The following is a 17,817-nucleotide window of genomic DNA, read 5'->3' as shown; positions in this document are numbered from 1 at the left end:
GCCCGGTCCCCGCGCTCAGGAGACGATGTCGTAGGCGCGCTCGCCATGCGAGGCGTAGTCGAGGCCCTCGGTCTCGTCCTCGGCGCTCACGCGCATGGGAACGATCAGCGCGCACAGCCGCGCCAGCGCCCAGGTGACCGCGACCACGAAGGCGCCCACCGCGGCCAGCGCCGTCAGCTGCGCCGCCGGGTCGGCATGGCCGAGCGCCGCCAGCATGATCGTGCCGAAGACGCCGCCCACCCCGTGCACGGCGAAGACGTCGAGCGAGTCGTCGATGCGCAGCCCCGTGCGCACCCACACCACGCAAAGCTGGCACAGAACGCCCGCGACGGCGCCCAGCAGCACGGCCTCGAGCGGCCCGGCCTCGCCCGCCGCCGGCGTGATCGTGGCCAGCCCCGCAATGGCGCCCGTGGCAAGCCCGATGAGCGAGGCCTTGCCGTAGCGCACCCGCTCATACGCCGCCCAGCTCAGCGCCCCGGCCGAGGCCGACAGATGCGTGACCGTCATCGCCATGGCCGCGCCGCCGTCGGCCGCCAGCTGCGAGCCGCCGTTGAAGCCGAACCAGCCCACCCACAGCATCGCGCCGCCGATCATGGTCATCGCCGGCGCATGGGGCGGGCGCGCGCCGTCGCGCCGCGGACCCAGCATCGCCGCCAGGACCAGCGCCGCAAGGCCCGCCGTCTCATGCACCACGATGCCGCCGGCGAAATCGACCGTTCCCATCCGCGCCAGCCAGCCGCCGCCCCAGATCCAGTGCGCCACCGGGGCGTAGCACAGGAGCATCCATGCGCTCGAGAACAGCAGCACGAAGCCGAAGCGCGCCCGCTCGACCCAGGCGCCGACGATCAGAGCCGGGGTGATGATGGCGAAGGTCATCTGGAACAGGAAGAACAGGATCTCGGGGATCGTGCCGCGCAGCGCATCGGGCCCGACGCCCAGCATGAAGGCCTTGCCCAGCCCGCCCCACAGCGCCCCGCCTTCGTCGCCGAAGGCGATGGAATAGCCCGCCGCCAGCCAGAGCAGCGACATGAGGCATGCGATGGCCAGGCACTGCGCCAGCACGGACAGGAAGTTGCGCGCCCGCACGAGCCCGCCATAGAACAGCGCCAGCCCCGGCAGCGTCATGAAAAGCACAAGCGCCGAGGCGACGGCGACCCAGGCGGCGTCCGCTCCATTCATCGTGGCATTCCCTCCTTTGCGCGCGCGACTGCGCGTCGGCGGCCGTTCTGAAGGGCGCCCAGGGGGAAATGCAACGAACAACGCGCGTGCCGCGGGCGGTTTGACGCGCGATTGCCCATGATTTGGGCATGCGCCCGCCGCGGCGCCCAATATCCGGGCGCCTGATGTATGCGCGAACTAGCCCCGCGCGCCGGCCTCCAGCAGCTCGAGCGCGCGCGCCGCGGCCGCCGCGCGCACGCGCGCGCGCCCAAGCGGGCCGAACTCTTCGGTCAGGGTGCGCGTGGGGGCCCCACGCCGCGCCAGGGCGAAGCAGACCCGGCCCTCGGGCTTGAACTCGGACCCGCCCGGCCCGGCGATGCCCGTGATCGCGACCGCCAGATCGGCGCGCGAATGCGTCAGCGCCCCTTCGGCCATCGCCGCGGCGACCTGCTCGGAGACCGCGCCATGGGCGGCGATCAGCGCCGCGGGAACGCCCAGCATCTCGGTCTTGGCGGCGTTGGAGTAGGTGACGAAGCCGCGGTCGAGCGTGCGCGAGGCGCCGGGGATCTCGGTCAGCGCGGCGCAGACCATGCCGCCGGTGCAGCTCTCGGCCGCGGCCACGCTCAGCCCCGCCGCCTGCGCGGCCGCGAGCGCCCGCGCGGCGAGCGCGCCGAGATCGGGCGCGCTCATGCCAGCCACCCATGCGCCAGCGCCGCGGCCAGCGTCACGCAAAGCGCGGCCAGAACCCCCGCGACCAGATCGTCGGCCATCACGCCCGCCGCGCCGGGCAGGCGCTCGGCCCAGCTGACGGGCGGGGGCTTGAGGATGTCGAAGAAGCGGAAGGTCACGAAGGCGCCGACCCAGCCGGGCCAGGGAAAGACATGCGGCGCCGCGCCCGCCAGCCACAGCCCCAGCGACAGCGGCGCCAGCGCGACCAGCTGGCCGGCGACCTCGTCGACGATGACCTCGGACGGGTCCTTGCGGCCGGTGCGCGCCAGATGCCGCGCCGTCGCGCGCCAGCCCAGCGCCGTCACCGCCGCCAGCGTCGCGGCGAACAGGCCGAAGCCCCCCGCCCAATGCGCCAGCCAGCCCAGCGGCAAGGCGGCCGCCGCTCCCCAGCTGCCGGGCGCCGGCACGCGCGCGCCCAGCCCCCACAGCGTCGCCAGCCCGCCGCTCGGCGCCGGGGCGCTCATGCTTCGCCCTCCAGCACGATCAGCGCGCTGGCCTGGGCGGCGATGCCTTCCTCGCGGCCGGCGAAGCCCAGCCTTTCGGTCGTGGTCGCCTTGACCGAGACGCGCTCGGCCGGGATGTCCAGGATGCGGGCGATCTCGGCGCGCATCGCCTCGGCGTGCGGGCCGATGCGCGGGCGCTCGCAGATCAGGGTGCAGTCGACGTTGCCGACGCGCCCGCCGCGCGCGCGCACCCGCTCGGCCGCCTTGGCCAGGAAGATCTCGGAGCGCGCGCCGCGCCATTGCGGGTCAGATGGCGGGAACCAGCGGCCGATGTCCCCCTCGGCCAGGGCGCCGAAGATGGCGTCGGCGATGGCGTGCAGGCCCACATCGGCGTCGGAATGGCCCGTCAGCCCGCGCTCGTGCGGTATGCGCACGCCGCACAGCGTGACATGGTCGCCGGGGCCGAAGGCGTGCACGTCGAAGCCCGAGCCGATGCGGATGTCCATGCGTCCTCCTTGCGCGGCGCGGCGCGCGGCGGCCAGGGCGCGCGCGCGGCGCAGATCCTGCGCGGTGGTGATCTTGGCGTTGTCTTCGTCGCCGGGCGTGAGCGCCACGTCAAGCCCCGCCGCCTGCGCCAGGGCCACGTCGTCGGTCGCCGCGTCATGCCGGCCGGCGTCGCGCGCGGCGCGGTGCGCGCGCAGGATCGGCCCCAGGCGAAAGCCCTGCGGCGTCTGCGCGCGCACAAGGCCCGCGCGGTCCAGCGTGGCGCCGGCCAGCCCGCCCTCGGCCGCGCGCCGCACGGTGTCGGTCATGGGCAGGGCGGGGCAGGCGGCCGGATGACGCGCCAGCGCCGCGATGACCTGCGCGATCAGCCGCGGCGACGGGAAGGGGCGGGCCGCGTCGTGCAGCAGCACCAGGTCGTCGGGCGCGGCGCCCTCTGCGGCCAGGGTCTCGAGCGCGGCCAGCGCCGAGGCCGCGCGCGTCGCCCCGCCCAGGATGGGCGGCGGCAGGTCAAGCCCGGCGACGGCCGCCTCGTAGGCGGCGCGGTCCTCGGGATGGATGACGACGCGCACGCCGTCCACCCCCGGCGCGGCGCGCAGCGCCTCGACGGCGCGGCGCAGCACCGTGGCGCCGCCCAGGTCTCGGTATTGCTTCGGAGCGCCGGGCCCGGCGCGCGTGCCGCGCCCGGCGGCCAGGATGACGGCGTGAACGGTCATGGCGGATCCTCTGGGCTGCAGTTGCGCGGACCCCGGCAGTTAGCCCGAGCCCTTGCCGCGCACAAGCGGCAAGGGTAATCAGAAGCGCCTGCACAAGGAACAAGCACATGAGCCTGCGCATAGGCGCCCATGAATTGAGCGATCCGGTCCTGCTGGCCCCGATGGCCGGCATCACCGACCTGCCGTTCCGCCGCGCGGCGGCGCGCTTCGGCGTCGGGCTGACCGTGTCCGAGATGGTCGCCAGCGGCGAGGCGCTGACCGGCCGCGCCGCGGCGTTGGCGCGCGCCGAGCTGGACGGCGCGATCGGCCCGGCGGCCGTGCAGATCGCCGGGCGCGAGGCCGGGGCGATGGCCGAATGCGCCCGCATGCTCGAGGACCTGGGCGCGCCGATCATCGACATCAATCTGGGCTGCCCGGCCAAGAAGGTGACGAAGGGGCTGTCGGGCTCGGCGCTGATGCGCGACCCGGACCACGCGCTGCGGCTGATCGAGGCGACGGCGCGCGCGGTCTCGGTTCCCGTGACGGTGAAGATGCGCCTGGGCTGGGACCAAAGCGCGATCACCGCGCCGCGCATCGCCCGCGGCGCGCAGGAGGCCGGCGCCGCGATGGTCACGGTGCATGGGCGCACGCGCCAGCAGTTCTACGAGGGGCGCGCCGACTGGGCCGCCGTGGCCGAGGTGCGGCGCGCCATCTCGATCCCGCTGATCGTCAACGGCGACATCCGCGACGCCGCGACGGCGCGCTCGGCGCTCGCGGCCTCGGGCGCGGACGGGGTGATGATCGGACGCGCGGCGCGCGGCCGCCCCTGGCTGTCGGCGCAGATCGCCGCGGCGCTGGCCGGGCGCCCGGTTCCGCCCGAGCCCGACGGCGCCGCGCGCGCCGAGCTTCTGGCGCGCCAGCATGAAGAGATGCTGTCCTTCTACGGGCGCGAGCTGGGCGTGCGCTGCGCGCGCAAGCACATCTCGTGGCATCTCGAGCACGTCCCCGGCGCCGAGGCGCTGCGCGCGCGGCTGATGCGCATGACCGATCCCGCGGCCATCCGCCGCGCCATCGAAACCGAGCTGCCGGCGCTGTGCGCCGCCGCCCCGACCGTCGAAGGAGCCGCGGCATGAACGCCCCTTCCCGCCGACCCGATCACGCGGCGCTGTGGAACGCGCTGCCCGCGCCGGCCCTTGCGCTGGATGCGCAGGACAGGGTGCTCGAGGTCAACGGCGCCGCCGAGGCCTTTCTGGGGCTGAGCGCGCGTTCGCTGCGCGGGCGCGCGCTGGCCGACCTGTTCGGCCCCGCCAGCCGCGTGCTGGATCTGCTGGCGCAGCTCAGGCGCGGCGCGGCCACGGTGGCGGAATACGACATGGAGCTGCTCATGCCCGAGCGCCCGCCCTGCCGCGCCGACATTCACGCCGCCCCGGTGGCCGAGGGCGCGGGCGACGCGCTGCTTCTGATCCAGCCGCAGTCGCTGGCGCGCAAGATGGACCGCAGCATGTCGCACCGCTCGGCGGCGCGCACGATCTCGGGCATGGCGGCGATGCTGGCGCACGAGATCAAGAACCCCCTCGCGGGCATCTCGGGCGCGGCGCAGCTGCTGGAAATGAACCTTGGCGAGGAAGAGCGCGAGCTCACGCGCCTGATCCGCGACGAGGCCGAGCGCATCGTCAAGCTGATCGGCCGCGTGGATCGCTTCGGCGACAGCCGCCCGGTCGAGCGCCGGCCCGTCAACATCCACGACGTGCTCGACCGCGCGCGCCTGTCCGCGCAGGCGGGCTTCGCGTCGCATCTGCGCTTGAGCGCCGAATACGACCCCTCGCTGCCGCCGGCGGCGGCCGATCCCGACCAGCTGATGCAGGTGTTTCTGAACCTGCTCAAGAACGCGGCCGAGGCGGCGCCCAGGGTCGGCGGCGCGGTGGCGGTGCGCACCAGCTACCGGCCGGGCCTGCGCCTGTCGCTGCCCTCGGGCCGGCGCGAGAGCCTGCCCCTCGAGATCGCGGTCATCGACAACGGCCCCGGCGTGCCCGAAAGCATCCGCGCCGACATCTTCGAGCCCTTCGTCACCACCAAGAGCGCGGGGGCGGGGCTGGGGCTGGCGCTGGTGGCCAAGATCGTGGCCGATCTTGGCGGCGCGGTCGAGTGCGAATCCGAGCCCGGCCGCACGGTCTTTCGCGTGCTGCTGCCCATCTGGCGCGACTCGGGGCGGGACGAGGCCCCGCAGGAGGACGACGCATGAGCGCGGTGGTGCTCGTCGCCGACGACGACCGCTCGATCCGCACGGTGGTCGGCCAGGCGCTGACGCGGGCCGGGTTCCGGGTGCGCGCGACGGCCTCGGCGGGCACGCTCTGGCGCTGGATCGAAGAGGGCGAGGGCGACGTCGTCATCTCGGACGTCTCGATGCCCGACGGCGACGCGCTGGACATGCTGCCCGCGATCCGCAAGCGCCGCGCCGATCTGCCCGTGATCGTCATGAGCGCGCACAACACCATCATGACCGCCATCCGCGCCGCCGAGGCGGGGGCGTATGACTACCTGCCCAAGCCCTTCGATCTGCGCGAGATGATCGCGCTGGTGCGGCGCGCGCTCGAGGGCGCGGCGCGCCCCGCCCGCCCCGAGGCCGCCGCCCCCGCCGCCGAGGACGAGCGCCTGCCCATCATCGGCCGCTCGCCCGCGATGCAGGAGGTGTATCGCGTGCTGGCGCGGCTGATGAACACCGACCTGACGGTGATGATCGAGGGCGAATCGGGCGTGGGCAAGGAGCTGGTCGCGCGCGTGCTGCACGATTTCGGCCGCCGCCGGCGCGGGCCCTTCGTGGCGGTGAACATGGCCGCCATCCCCCGCGAGCTGATCGAGAGCGAGCTGTTCGGCCACGAGCGCGGCGCCTTCACCGGCGCGCATGAGCGCCGCGAGGGCCGCTTCGAGCAGGCGGCGGGCGGCACGCTGTTCCTCGACGAGATCGGCGACATGCCCCCCGAGGCCCAGACCCGCCTTCTGCGCGTGCTGCAGGAGGGCGAGTTCATGCGCGTCGGCGGGCGCGCGCCGATCCGCGCCGATGCGCGCATCATCGCCGCCACCCATCAGGACCTGCGGGCGCTCATCGCCCAGGGCGCCTTCCGCGAGGACCTGTTCTACCGGCTCAACGTCGTGCCCGTGCGCCTGCCGCCGCTGCGCGAGCGCCTCGACGACGTGCCCGATCTGGCGCGCGCCTTCCTGCGCCGGGCCGAGGAGGAGGGGCTGCCGCGCAAGAGCATCTCGGCCGAGGCGCTGGATCTGCTCAAGCGCCAGCCCTGGCCGGGCAATGTGCGCGAGCTCGAGAACCTGATGAAGCGCCTCGCCGCGCTCAGCGCCGACGACGTCATCGACGCCGAGACCGTGCGCCGCGAGCTGGCCGCGCGCCCGCCCGCGGCGGCGGGCGGCGCGGCGGGCGGCGCGGGGGGCGCCCTGGCCGGGGCGGGGGCGTCGCTGGGCGCGGCCGTCGAGCAGCATCTGCGCGCCTATTTCCGCCGCCATGGCGACGCGCTGCCGCCGCAGGGGCTTTACGACATGGTCATGCGCGAGGTCGAGCTGCCGCTGATCGCGCTGACCCTTGCGGCGACGCGCGGCAACCAGATCAAGGCCGCGCAGGTGCTGGGAATCAACCGCAACACGCTGCGCAAGAAGATCCGCGAGCTTGACATCGAGGTCGCGCGCGGCAAGAAACTGATGTAACGACGCAACAGTCGGCGCCGAATTCATGGCGTGGACGCATCGGGCGCCGCCGGCCGGCGCGCCCCAGGCGGAGGTCGAACGCATCGAGCGCAGCGGTCACAACATCGCGCAGACCGACGGGCCAGCCGCCCCGCCGGCGCCGGCGGGCGCGCCCGAGGCGCGGGCGCCGAACCCGTTCGCGCGCGCGGGCGCGGCGCGGCCCCTCGGCGCCAAGCTGCGCGGCCTGCGCGGCTGGGCGGCGGCTGCGCTGGTCGCGCTGGGGCCACTCTTGGCGGTGCTGACCGTGGCCACCGCCACGCGCGAGGGGCAGGAGCTGGCCTCGCCCGAGCTGGTACGCGGGGTCTACCTTCTGGATCTGGTCTATGTGATCGTGGTGGCGGCGCTGGTGGTGTGGCGCATCGCCACGCTGATCTCGGCGCGGCGCGCGCGCTCGGCCGGCTCGCGGCTGCATCTGCGCCTGACGGCGGTGTTCACGCTGGTGGCGCTGGCGCCGACGGTGCTGGTGGCGGTGTTCGCCACGCTCACGGTCAGCTACGGGCTCGAGGGCTGGTTCTCGGACCAGATCCGCTCGGTGGTGCGCAACTCGCTGGCGACGGCGCAGGCCTATGAGCGCGAGCATCGCGGGCGCATCCGCGGCGACGCGGTGGCCATCGCGGCCGAGCTGGGGCGCGCGGGCGCGCTGGGCGCGGGCGACGCGCAGCTGGGCGAGGTGCTGCGCGCCCAGGCGCGGCTGCGCGAGGTGCCGCAGGCCTATGTCTTCGACAGCGCGATGGACCTGCGCGCGCGCGGCGAGTTCTCGTATCTGTTCTGGTTCCGCCCGCCCACGCCCGAGCAGATGGCGCGCGCGCGCGCCGGCGAGGTGGTGATCCTCGAGGACAAGGAGGCGGGCGAGATCGGCGCGCTGGTCTGGCTGCGCGACCTGTTCGACTACTACCTGCTCGTCGCCCGGCCGGTGAACGGCAACATCCTGTCGCTGCTGGACGAGACGCGCGAGACCGTGCGCCTTTACGAAACGCTCGAGGCCAGCCGCGACGGGGTGCTGCTGGAATTCGCCGCGCTTTACCTCGGCTTTGCGCTCCTGGTCATCCTGGCGGCTGTCTGGCTGGGCCTGTGGTTCGCCGAGAAGCTGGCCCGCCCGATCGGGCGCCTGGCGGGCGCGGCGCAGCGGGTGGGCGCGGGCGATCTGGGCGTGCGCGTGCCCGTCGATCAGGGCGACGACGAGGTCGCCGTGCTCTCGCGCGTGTTCAACCGCATGATCGAGCAGGTCGCCGCCCAGCGCGACGCGCTCATGGCCGCCAACCGCGAGGCCGAGCGCCGCCGCCGCTTCATCGAGGCGGTGCTGGCGGGCGTGACGGCGGGGGTGGTGCGCCTTGACGCCGAGGGTCGGATCGAGCTGATGAACGACGCCGCCGCGCGCCTTCTGGGCGTGGACGCGGCGCAGGCGGCGGGCCGCCCGCTGGCCGAGGTCGCGCCGCTTTTCGCCGAGCTGGTCGAAACCGCCCGCGCCCGCCGCGCCGGCGAGGCCGAGGCGCGGGTGCATGGCCATGTCGGCGGGCGCGAGCGCGATTTCCTGGCCCGCGTCGCGCGCACGGGCGCGGCCGAGGGCGCCGGGGGCGAGCCGACCGGCGACGCCGCCGACGCCGCCGGGCAGGAGGGCGCGGGGCAGGGCGGCCTGGTGCTGACCTTCGACGACCTGACCGAGCTGGTCTCGGCCCAGCGCATGGCCGCCTGGGGCGACGTCGCGCGGCGCATCGCGCACGAGATCAAGAACCCCCTCACCCCCATCCAGCTCTCGGCCGAGCGGCTCAAGCGCAAGTTCGGCGCCGGGCTGTCTGGCGAGGCGCGCGCGCGCTTCGACCAGTATGCCGACATGATCGTGCGCCAGGCCGGCGACATCCGCCGCATGGTCGACGAGTTCAACCGCTTTGCGCGCATGCCCGCGCCCGAGCCGGCGCCGAACGATCTGCGCCAGATCCTCGACGAAGCGGCGCTGTTGCGCGGCGAGGCGGCCGCCGGCGTCGCCTTCGAGGTCGAGACCGAGGGCGCCCCGCGCCCGGTGCCCTGCGACCGTGGGCTGATGGGGCAGGCGCTGGCCAATCTGCTCAAGAACGCGGCCGAGGCGGTCGAGGCCCGGCTGGCCCGCGCGCCCGAGCCGCCGGGCCTTGTGCGCGCGCGCATCCTCTACGCCCCCGACCGGGTGGAAATCCGCATCATCGACAACGGCGCCGGCCTGCCGGCGGAAAACCGCGCGCGGCTGATGGAGCCCTATGTGACGACGCGCGAAAAGGGCGCGGGCCTTGGCCTCGCCATCGTCAAGAAGATCGTCGAGGAGCACGGCGGAACCTTCGCGCTGACCGATTCCCCCGACGGGCCGGGGGCCATGGCGCTGATCGTGCTGCCCGCGGCGCAGGCGGGCCCGCCGCCGGGCGCAACGCAAGAGGAAACCGAAAATGGCTGACATTCTTGTCGTGGACGACGAGGCCGACATCCGCGCCCTGATCGCCGACATCCTCGAGGACGAGGGCCACGAGGCGCGCATGGCCGCCGACGCGGACCAGGCCATGGCCGCGATCGAGGCGTCGCCGCCGGACCTGATCATCCTCGACATCTGGCTTCAGGGCAGCCGCATGGACGGGATCGAGGTGCTCACGACCGTCAAGCGCAACATGCCCGACATTCCGGTAGTCATCATCTCGGGCCACGGCAACATCGAGATCGCCGTGGCGGCGGTCAAGAAGGGCGCCTACGACTTCATCGAGAAGCCCTTCACCATCGACCAGCTGATGGTGGTGGTGGGCCGCGCGCTCGAGGCCTCGCGGCTGCGGCGCGAGAATGCGCGCCTGCGCCGCCAGGACCAGCAGGCGGCCGAGCTGATCGGCGCCTCGGCGGCCATGAGCGCGCTGCGCGCCAAGCTCGACAAGGTGGCGCGCACCGGCAGCCGGGTGCTGCTGTCGGGGCCGCCGGGCGCGGGCAAGGAGGTGGCCGCGCGCTACATCCACGCCCGCTCGGCGCGCGCCGACGGCCCGTTCGTGGTGGTCAACGCCGCCACCATCGACCCCGACCGGATGGAGGAAACCCTGTTCGGCCGCATGCGCGAGGATGGCGGCCACGAGCCGGGCCTGTTCGAGAAGGCCCATGGCGGCACGCTCTTCATCGACGAGGTGGCCGACATGCCCATGGGCGCGCAATCCAAGATCCTGCGCGCGCTGGTCGACCAGACCTTCCAGCGCCGCGGCGGGTCCGAGACGGTGCGGGTGGACGTGCGGGTGATCTCGGCCACCAACCGCGACCTCGAGGCGCTGATCGCGCAGGGCGCCTTCCGCGAGGACCTCTATCACCGCCTTTCGGTGGTGCCGATCGAGGTGCCGCCCCTGGCCGCCCGGCGCGAGGACATCCCGCTTCTGGCCGATCACTTTCTCGAGCGGCTGAGCCGGGCCGAGGGGCTGCCGCGCCGCACGCTGAGCCCCGAGGCTGCGGCGCTGCTGCAGACGCAGGACTGGCCGGGCAATGTGCGCCAGCTGCGCAACATGATGGAGCAGGTGCTGATCCTGGGCGCCGGCGCGGCCGAGATCGCGCCCGAAGAGCTGCCCCTGGGCGCGCCCTCGGCGGATTCGGGGGCGGGGCTGTCGGCGCTGATCATCTCGCTGCCGCTGCGCGAGGCGCGCGACCTGTTCGAGCGCGACTACCTGATCGCGCAGATCAACCGCTTCGGCGGCAACATCTCGCGCACGGCCGAGTTCGTGGGCATGGAGCGCTCGGCGCTGCACCGCAAGCTCAAGTCGCTGGGCGTGGTGACCACCGTGCGCGGGGGCGCGCGCGTGGCCGTGGCCCAGGACGATGCGCCATCGCCCGCGCGCGAGGATGGCGACGAGGGCGAAGCGGGCGCGGCGGACGCCGGTTTGACCTGAGGCGCGGGCGGGCGCATAGTCGCGCGCGCTGGGCTCCGCAGACCGCGTAGGGAGCCGCATTCGTGAGCGAGACGGCATGAAGATCATCATCTGCGGCGCGGGCCAGGTGGGCTCGCAGATCGCGCGGCATCTGGCGGGCGAGCGCAACGACGTCACCATCGTCGATCAGGACCCGGGCCTGGTGCGGCGCGTGACCGAGGCCTATGACGTGAGCGGCGTGACGGGCTTCGCCTCGCATCCCGACGTGCTCGAGCGCGCGGGCGCGGCAGACGCCGAGATGCTGATCGCGGCCACCTTCTCGGACGAGGTGAACATGGTCGCGTGCCAGATCGCGCATTCGGTGTTCTCGGTCTCGCAGAAGATCGCGCGCATCCGCGCCCAGTCCTATCTGGCGCCCGAATGGTCGGACCTGTTCCGGCGCGACCACATGCCCATCGACGTGGTGATCTCGCCCGAGCTCGAGGTGGCGCGCGTGGCCATGCGCCGCCTGCTCGAGCCCGAAGCCTTCGACAGCGCCGATTTCCTCGACGGCCACGCGCGCCTGGTGGGCTTGCGGCTGGACGAGAACTGCCCGCTGCTCAACACGCCGCTGCGCCAGCTGACCGAGCTGTTCTCGACGCTGCGCGCCATCGTGGCGGCCTATCGGCGCGACGGACGGCTGCATGTGGCCGAGCCCGAGGACCAGCTTTACGCGGGCGACGAGATCTATTTCGTCGCCGCGGCCGAGGATGTGCGCCGCGCCATCGGCCTGTTCGGCCGCGAGGCGCCGCGCGCGGGGCGCGTGACGGTGATCGGCGCCGGCAGCGTGGGGCTTTCGGTGGCGCGCATGATCGAGAACGACCCGAGCCATCTGCGCGTGAAGATGATCGAGCGCGACCGCGCCCGGGCCGAGCGCGCGGCCGAGACGCTCGAGCGCACGATCGTGCTGATGGGCGACGGTCTGGACCCCGAGCTTCAGGCCGAGGCCGGGGTGGGCGAGGGCGCGGCGGTTCTGGCGCTGACGGACGACGACAAGACCAACCTTCTGGCCGCCGCGCGCGGCAAGCGGGCGGGCTGCGCCACGGCCATCGCGCTGTCGAACGACGCCAGCTATTCCGAGCTGGCCGAGCCGCTGGGCATCGACGCCATGATCGTGCCGCGCGCGACGACGGTCTCTTCGATCCTGCGCCATGTGCGCCGGGGCAGGGTGCGGCAGGTGTATTCGGTCGGCGATCAGGAGGCCGAGGCCATCGAGGCGGTGGTGCTGGGCACCTCGCCCATCGCGGGCAAGCCGCTGCGCGCGGCGGGCATCCCCTCGGGGGCGATCGTGTGCGCGGTGATGGGGCGCGACGGGCTGCGGATGCCGCGCGGCGACCTGGTGATCGAGGAAGGCGACCGGGTGCTGGTCTTCGCCCTCAGCGAGCGGCTGCGCGAGGTCGAGCAGCTGTTCCGCGTCTCGGCCGAGTATTTCTGAACCATGCGCGTGCGCGGGGTTCCGCTGCTGGCGATGGCCCTGGCGGCGCTGGGCGGGCTGATGCTGGTTCCGGCGCTGTTCGCCGCGGTCGAGCAGGACTGGCGCGCGGCGCGCTTCTTTCTGTATTCGGCCATCTTCGTCGGCTTCTTCGCGGCCATCTGGGGCGCGGCGGCGCATGATCCGCGCCCCGAGCGCGCCGGCGCGCAGACCGAGCTCATGGCCATTCTGGGCTTCTTCACCTGGCTGCCGGTCTTCGCCGCCATTCCCATCTGGCTGCTGCATCCGGCGCTGGGCGCCGAGGGGGCGTATTTCGAGGCAGTCTCGGCCATGACCACCACGGGCGCGACGCTGTTCGACCGCCCGCAGGAAAGCCATCGCGCGGTGCAGCTGTGGCGCGCCATGCTGGGCTGGGCGGGCGGGCTGGCGACGCTGACGGCGGCGGCGGCGGTGCTGCTGCCGCGGGGGCTGACGCAGGCGCCGGGCGCCTCGCAGGTCATGCCGGAATCGGCGCGCGCGGGCAGGGTGGTGGCGCTGGTCGATTCGGGCGGGCGGACCTTGCGCGCGCTGAGGCGCATCGCGCCGATCTACGGGGCGCTGACGGCGGCGCTGGCGCTGGCCTTCCTGGCCTCGGGCGCGGGCGACGGGCTGGCGGCGGCGGCGCATGCGATGGGGGTGGTCTCGACCAGCGGGATCTCGCCGCTCGACGGCGGGTTCGCGGCGCTCGACAACCGCTGGGCCGAGGCGGCGGCGCTGGCGGGCATGATCCTGGCGGCCAGCAGGCTGATCTATCGCCGCCAGATCGCGCGCGAGGGTTGGCGCGCCTGGACCGCCGACCCCGAAATGCGGCTTCTGGCGCTGACGGCGGCGATCTGCGCGGGATGGCTGTTCGTGCGGCACTGGATCGGGGCGCTGACGCTGACCGAAGCCGCGCCCGAGCTGCGCGACACCATCGCGGGCGGCTTCGTGGCGCTGTGGGGCGCGGCGATGACCTGCATCAGCTTCCTGACCACGACGGGCTACGTCTCGGCCGATTGGGCGGCGGCGCGCTACTGGTCGGGGCTGGATACGCCGACGCTGATGCTGCTGGGCCTTGCGGCCATGGGCGGGGGCGTGGCCTCGACGGCGGGCGGGCTGAAGCTGTTTCGCGCCTACGCGCTGTTCCGGCACGGATCGGCCGAGCTTGCGCGCATGGTCCATCCGCACATGATCGAGACCGCCCGCACCCCCGCCGGGCGCCTGACGCGCGCCGACGTGATGAACGCCTGGGTCTACATGGCGCTGTTCCTGGCGGCGATGGCCACGGGCACGGCGCTGCTGACGCTGACCGAGGCGCCCTTCGCGCTGTCGCTCGAGGCGACGATCGCCGCGCTTTCCAACACCGGGCCGGCGCTGGTCATGGTCACGGGCGATCCGGCCGCCTACAAGGCGCTGGCCCCCGAGGCGCGCCTAGCGCTGTGCGGCGCGATGATCCTGGGCCGGATCGAGATCCTGGCCTTCGTCGCGCTGCTCAATCCCGGCGCGCTGGGCGGCCGCGGCGGCTGAAAGCGCCCGTCTTGCGCATTTCGCGGTTGCAAGACGGGGCGACAGGCTGTTTCTCTCGGAACATGACGCCGCGGACGCGCCCCGCGGCGCGCGCATCAGCGCCAACAACAACGCACCAGCTAAGGGGTTGCATCAACCATGGCCGCCGACAAGCAAAGCCTTCAGGACGCTTTTCTCAATCACATTCGCAAGAACAAGGTTCCCGTGACGATCTTTCTGGTGAACGGGGTCAAGCTGCAGGGAATCATCACCTGGTTCGACAATTTCTGCGTGCTGCTGCGCCGCGACGGGCAGGGGCAGCTGGTCTACAAGCACGCGATCTCGACGGTGATGCCGTCGCAGCCGATCAATCTGCATGACGGCGAAGACCAGAGCTGAGCGGCGCGCATGACGCGCGTCTACGTCCTGCACCCCGACATCCGCGCCCGCGCCCGGGCCGACGAGGGACGCGCGCGCCGCGATCCCGCGCGCTCGCTCGAAGAGGCCGTCGGGCTGACCGCGGCGCTGGATCTGGAGCTGGCCGGCGCCGAGGTCGTGCCCCTGGCCGCGCCCCAGGCGGGCACGCTGTTCGGCTCGGGCAAGGTCGCCGAGCTGGCCGGGCGCCTGGCCGAGGCGCGCGCCGATCTCGTGGTGGTGGACGGGCCGGTCACGCCGATCCAGCAGCGCAACCTTGAAAAGGCCTGGAACGTCAAGCTTCTGGACCGCACGGGCCTGATCCTCGAGATCTTCGGCGAGCGCGCCCGCACGCGCGAGGGCGTGCTGCAGGTCGAGCTGGCGCATCTGAACTACGCCAAGTCGCGCCTCGTGCGCTCCTGGACCCATCTCGAGCGTCAGCGCGGCGGGCTGGGCTTCGTCGGCGGCCCGGGCGAGACGCAGATCGAGGCCGACCGGCGCGCCATCGCCGAGAAGATCGCGCGCATCAACCGCAAGCTCGAGCGCGTGGTGCGCACGCGCCATCTGCATCGCGCCTCGCGGCGCAAGGTTCCGTTCCCCGTCGTGGCGCTGGTGGGCTACACCAACGCGGGAAAATCAACGCTCTTCAACAGGTTGACGGAATCGGGCGTGCTTGCGCGCGACATGCTGTTCGCCACCCTCGACCCGACGATGCGCGGCGTCACGCTGCCGGGCGGGCGCAAGGCGATCATCTCGGACACGGTGGGATTCATATCGGACCTGCCCACGCAGCTGGTGGCCGCGTTCCGCGCCACGCTCGAAGAGGTGCTCGAAGCCGATCTGATCGTGCATGTGCGCGACGTCAGCCACCCGGACGCCGAGGCGCAGAAGGCCGACGTGCTGGACGTGCTCGAAGAGCTGGGCGTGGACGAGGCGCGCCGCGACGCCATGATCGAGGTGCGCAACAAGATCGACCTTCTGGCGCCCGAAGCGCGGGCCGCGGCGCTGAACGAGGCCGCGCGGCTGCCCGGCGCGGCGGCGGTCTCGGCGGTCACGGGCGAGGGGATCGAGCGCCTGCGCGAGATGATCGCCGCGCGGCTCGGCGCGGCCGAGCAGACGCGAGTCTACCGCATTCCCGCCGCCGAGGGCGCGGCGCGCGCCTGGCTGCACGAACATGCGCGCGTGATCGCCGAGGACCACGCCGAGAACGAGGCGCGCATGACCGTGGCCGCCGATCCCGAGGTGCTGGCGCGATTCGAGAAACGCTTCGCGACCCTGGCGACGCCCGAGAGCGGCTAGGCCGACTTCGCCGCCCCGAGACGGCCGCGGACCCGCGCCGCGGAGGTGCGAGCGGTCCGGCGGCGAGGCCGGATCTCCCGCTTGCGCCGAGTCCTGTTCACGGCGGTGGAGGGGGGCAGCCCGAACGCCGTTCCGCAGGTCGGGAAGCTGGGGCGAAGCCGCCGCAGGGCAGGGCGGCGCGCCGGGCTGATCGGGCGCCCGCGCTCAGCGCGCGTCGGCCAGCAGGGCGGAGAGCCCCGCGGTCGAGACCGGCGCCGCCAGCTGCCGTCCGCCGGCGGCCTCGAAATAGCGCACTTCCAGCGTCTGGGCCCGCGCCAGCGCCGCCAGCTCGTCCTCGCTCAGCGCCCGCGCCGCCCGGCAGCCATCGGGCAGGCACACCGTCACCGGCGCGTCGATGGCGCGTTCCCCGTCCACCACCAGCCGAACCCCGGGCGGCACGGCGATGCCCAGCGGGGCGACCAGCGTCAGCGTCGGCGCGCCCCCTCGCTCGTCGAAGCCGATGACGATGGTGGCGAAAATGCGGTCCGCGCCGTCGGCCACCAGCCGCGCCGCAACCGTGCAGCGGCCGTTCTCGCAGCTTTTCAGCCAGTTCGGAGCCCGCGCCTGCGCCGCGGCCGGCGGGGCGGCGGCCCACGCCAGCGCCAACGCGACCAGCGTCGCCCGAAGTCCTGTCCTGCCCGCGCCGCGCATCCCGGCCATGCGTTCCCCCCGGTCCGAGGTCAAGAAGAACCCCGCCGCGCCGGATCCGGCGCGGCGGGGCCTGTCGTCATGCGATCACGCCTTGCGGCGGCGGATCGCCCCGCCGGCGCCCAGAGCGCCGATGCCGGTCAACAGCAGCCACGCCGCGGCCGGCAGCGGCACCACGCCGCCCGGCGTCGGGTCGGGGATGATGATCGAGCCGCCCACGCCGGCGAAGCCGAAGATGAACGTCGCCGTAGCCAGGTTGTCGCCGTAGGTGCAGCCGGTTCCGGTTCCGGCGCCCGTCGGATCGCAGCCCGGCTGGCCGAGCGAGTAGAGCTCGGCCCCGACCTCGCCCAGCGCCGCCAGCGCCGCGGCCTCGGTGCGGGTCGCGCCGTAGAAGATGTCGAAGGAGAAGCTGTCGCCCGCGTCCAGCGAACCGAAGCCGAAGTCGAAGTTCGAGCCGTGATCGCTCGGGCCGAGATCGACGAAGTCGCCCGTGCCGTCCGCCACCTGCTCGGTGCGGCCGCCGGCGAACGGATCGGAATTGACGAAGCCATTGTCCACCGCCAGCAGCACCGTCGTCGTGGAGGCGACGCCGGCATGGGTGACGACCTCGTTGAAGGGGTCGGGCTCGATGTCCCAGTCGAAGGTGCGCGTGTAGCGCAGGTCGTCGATCGCCGCCCCCGAGATGTTCTCGATGGTCACGTTTACCCGGTAGAGGTCCGACGTCTCGGCCGCCGGCCCGAAGGCGTGGGTGATGCGCAAAAGCGACGTGGTGTCGGCGTCGTCCCTCAGCTCGACGACCGACGTCGCCGTCGAGGCCGTGGAGGCGAAGCTCACCGCGGAGAGGTTGACCACCCCACCAACAGCGTTGTTCGCGCTGCCCGAGGCGATCCGGTTCTTGTCGGCATCGGCGATGCCCACGCCCCAGCCCTCGCACAGGCAGCCATGCGAGGTCGCCTCCAGTTTCGTCGGCACATGGCGCAGGCCGACATAGGTCGTGCCTTCGTGCGCAGACGGCGGCCCCCCGGCGACGTTGAGCTGCCCGAAATCATCGACGCCCAGCGCGACCGTGCCATTGCTGATGATCGCGGCGGCCGAAGCGGCGCCGGCGAACATGACGCTTGCGATCGCGCCCAGCGCGAATGATCTTGAATGCCTTGGCAGGTGCGACATTGCGCATACCCCTCGCTCATCAATGTTAACCAAATCTGAACATGCTGAAGGCGGGGGTTCATGTCAATTGGAATGAGGCCTTCGCGCCGGAGACCGGCAGCCGGACCATGCAGCACGCAGGCCTT

Annotated in this window: 15 protein-coding genes; 9 read left to right on the top strand and 6 right to left on the bottom strand. The window is 73.3% G+C overall.

Annotation, left to right across the window (positions count from 1 at the left end):
* Window positions 1-15: 15 nt before the first annotated feature.
* From LY05_RS05510 to LY05_RS05495, 4 genes are all read right to left on the bottom strand, one after another.
* Window positions 16-1,179, bottom strand: a complete 1,164-nt coding sequence (locus tag LY05_RS05510) for an ammonium transporter (RefSeq protein ID WP_072745778.1) — start codon at window positions 1,177-1,179, stop codon at window positions 16-18.
* 177 nt (window positions 1,180-1,356) lie between these two features.
* Entirely contained in the window at window positions 1,357-1,848 is a 492-nt protein-coding gene (locus LY05_RS05505) for a CinA family protein (protein WP_148922414.1), read from the bottom strand.
* A complete protein-coding gene (locus LY05_RS05500; RefSeq protein WP_072745776.1) occupies window positions 1,845-2,351 on the bottom strand; it encodes a phosphatidylglycerophosphatase A family protein in 507 nt (168 codons plus the stop codon). The genes LY05_RS05505 and LY05_RS05500 overlap by 4 nt, the downstream gene beginning before the upstream one ends.
* Window positions 2,348-3,547: a bifunctional 2-C-methyl-D-erythritol 4-phosphate cytidylyltransferase/2-C-methyl-D-erythritol 2,4-cyclodiphosphate synthase gene (locus LY05_RS05495; RefSeq protein ID WP_148922413.1), complete on the bottom strand. Its 1,200-nt coding sequence runs from the start codon at window positions 3,545-3,547 to the stop codon at window positions 2,348-2,350. Before LY05_RS05495 ends, LY05_RS05500 begins: the two co-directional genes overlap by 4 nt.
* A 107-nt stretch (window positions 3,548-3,654) precedes the next feature.
* Here LY05_RS05495 and dusB point away from each other — a divergent pair, with 107 nt between their 5' ends.
* The 9 genes from dusB to hflX all read left to right on the top strand — a co-directional run bounded on the left by dusB (window position 3,655) and on the right by hflX (window position 15,835).
* Window positions 3,655-4,659 (top strand): tRNA dihydrouridine synthase DusB, encoded by a 1,005-nt coding sequence (dusB, locus tag LY05_RS05490; protein WP_148922412.1) that lies wholly within the window; start codon window positions 3,655-3,657, stop codon window positions 4,657-4,659.
* Entirely contained in the window at window positions 4,656-5,768 is a 1,113-nt protein-coding gene (locus LY05_RS05485; protein ID WP_148922411.1) for a two-component system sensor histidine kinase NtrB, read from the top strand. Before dusB ends, LY05_RS05485 begins: the two co-directional genes overlap by 4 nt.
* Complete coding sequence (gene ntrC, locus LY05_RS05480; protein WP_148922410.1) at window positions 5,765-7,240, top strand: nitrogen regulation protein NR(I); 1,476 nt, start codon at window positions 5,765-5,767, stop codon at window positions 7,238-7,240. The genes LY05_RS05485 and ntrC overlap by 4 nt, the downstream gene beginning before the upstream one ends.
* A 25-nt stretch (window positions 7,241-7,265) precedes the next feature.
* Window positions 7,266-9,698, top strand: a complete 2,433-nt coding sequence (locus LY05_RS05475) for a sensor histidine kinase NtrY-like (RefSeq protein ID WP_148922409.1) — start codon at window positions 7,266-7,268, stop codon at window positions 9,696-9,698.
* The gene (gene ntrX / locus LY05_RS05470; protein ID WP_148922408.1) at window positions 9,691-11,148 is read left to right on the top strand and encodes a nitrogen assimilation response regulator NtrX; all 1,458 of its coding nucleotides are present in this window, start codon (window positions 9,691-9,693) and stop codon (window positions 11,146-11,148) included. The genes LY05_RS05475 and ntrX overlap by 8 nt, the downstream gene beginning before the upstream one ends.
* Before the next feature lie 76 nt (window positions 11,149-11,224).
* Window positions 11,225-12,601 carry a Trk system potassium transporter TrkA gene (gene trkA / locus LY05_RS05465; protein WP_148922407.1) on the top strand — a complete coding sequence of 459 codons (1,377 nt, stop codon included), beginning with the start codon at window positions 11,225-11,227 and terminating at the stop codon, window positions 12,599-12,601.
* A gap of 3 nt (window positions 12,602-12,604) precedes the next feature.
* On the top strand, window positions 12,605-14,143 hold the full coding sequence (locus LY05_RS05460) for a potassium transporter TrkG (protein ID WP_148922406.1): 1,539 nt from the start codon (window positions 12,605-12,607) through the stop codon (window positions 14,141-14,143).
* Between the two features lie 138 nt (window positions 14,144-14,281).
* Window positions 14,282-14,521 carry an RNA chaperone Hfq gene (hfq, locus tag LY05_RS05455; protein WP_148922405.1) on the top strand — a complete coding sequence of 80 codons (240 nt, stop codon included), beginning with the start codon at window positions 14,282-14,284 and terminating at the stop codon, window positions 14,519-14,521.
* A gap of 9 nt (window positions 14,522-14,530) precedes the next feature.
* On the top strand, window positions 14,531-15,835 hold the full coding sequence (gene hflX / locus LY05_RS05450) for a GTPase HflX (protein WP_148922404.1): 1,305 nt from the start codon (window positions 14,531-14,533) through the stop codon (window positions 15,833-15,835).
* Between the two features lie 204 nt (window positions 15,836-16,039).
* On the opposite strand, the gene LY05_RS05445 is transcribed toward hflX, so the two are convergent.
* Together LY05_RS05445 and LY05_RS05440 are read right to left on the bottom strand one after the other, a co-directional pair.
* Window positions 16,040-16,534, bottom strand: coding sequence for an invasion associated locus B family protein (locus tag LY05_RS05445; RefSeq protein WP_148922403.1), 495 nt, complete (start codon window positions 16,532-16,534; stop codon window positions 16,040-16,042).
* Window positions 16,535-16,609: 75 nt separating this feature from the next.
* Complete coding sequence (locus LY05_RS05440) at window positions 16,610-17,692, bottom strand: hypothetical protein (protein ID WP_148922402.1); 1,083 nt, start codon at window positions 17,690-17,692, stop codon at window positions 16,610-16,612.
* Window positions 17,693-17,817 lie beyond the last annotated feature (125 nt).

The organism is Oceanicella actignis (genome assembly GCF_008124525.1).
GTDB classification, from domain to species: Bacteria; Pseudomonadota; Alphaproteobacteria; order Rhodobacterales; family Rhodobacteraceae; genus Oceanicella; species Oceanicella actignis.
This window is presented reverse-complemented; position numbering and strand designations above follow the sequence as displayed.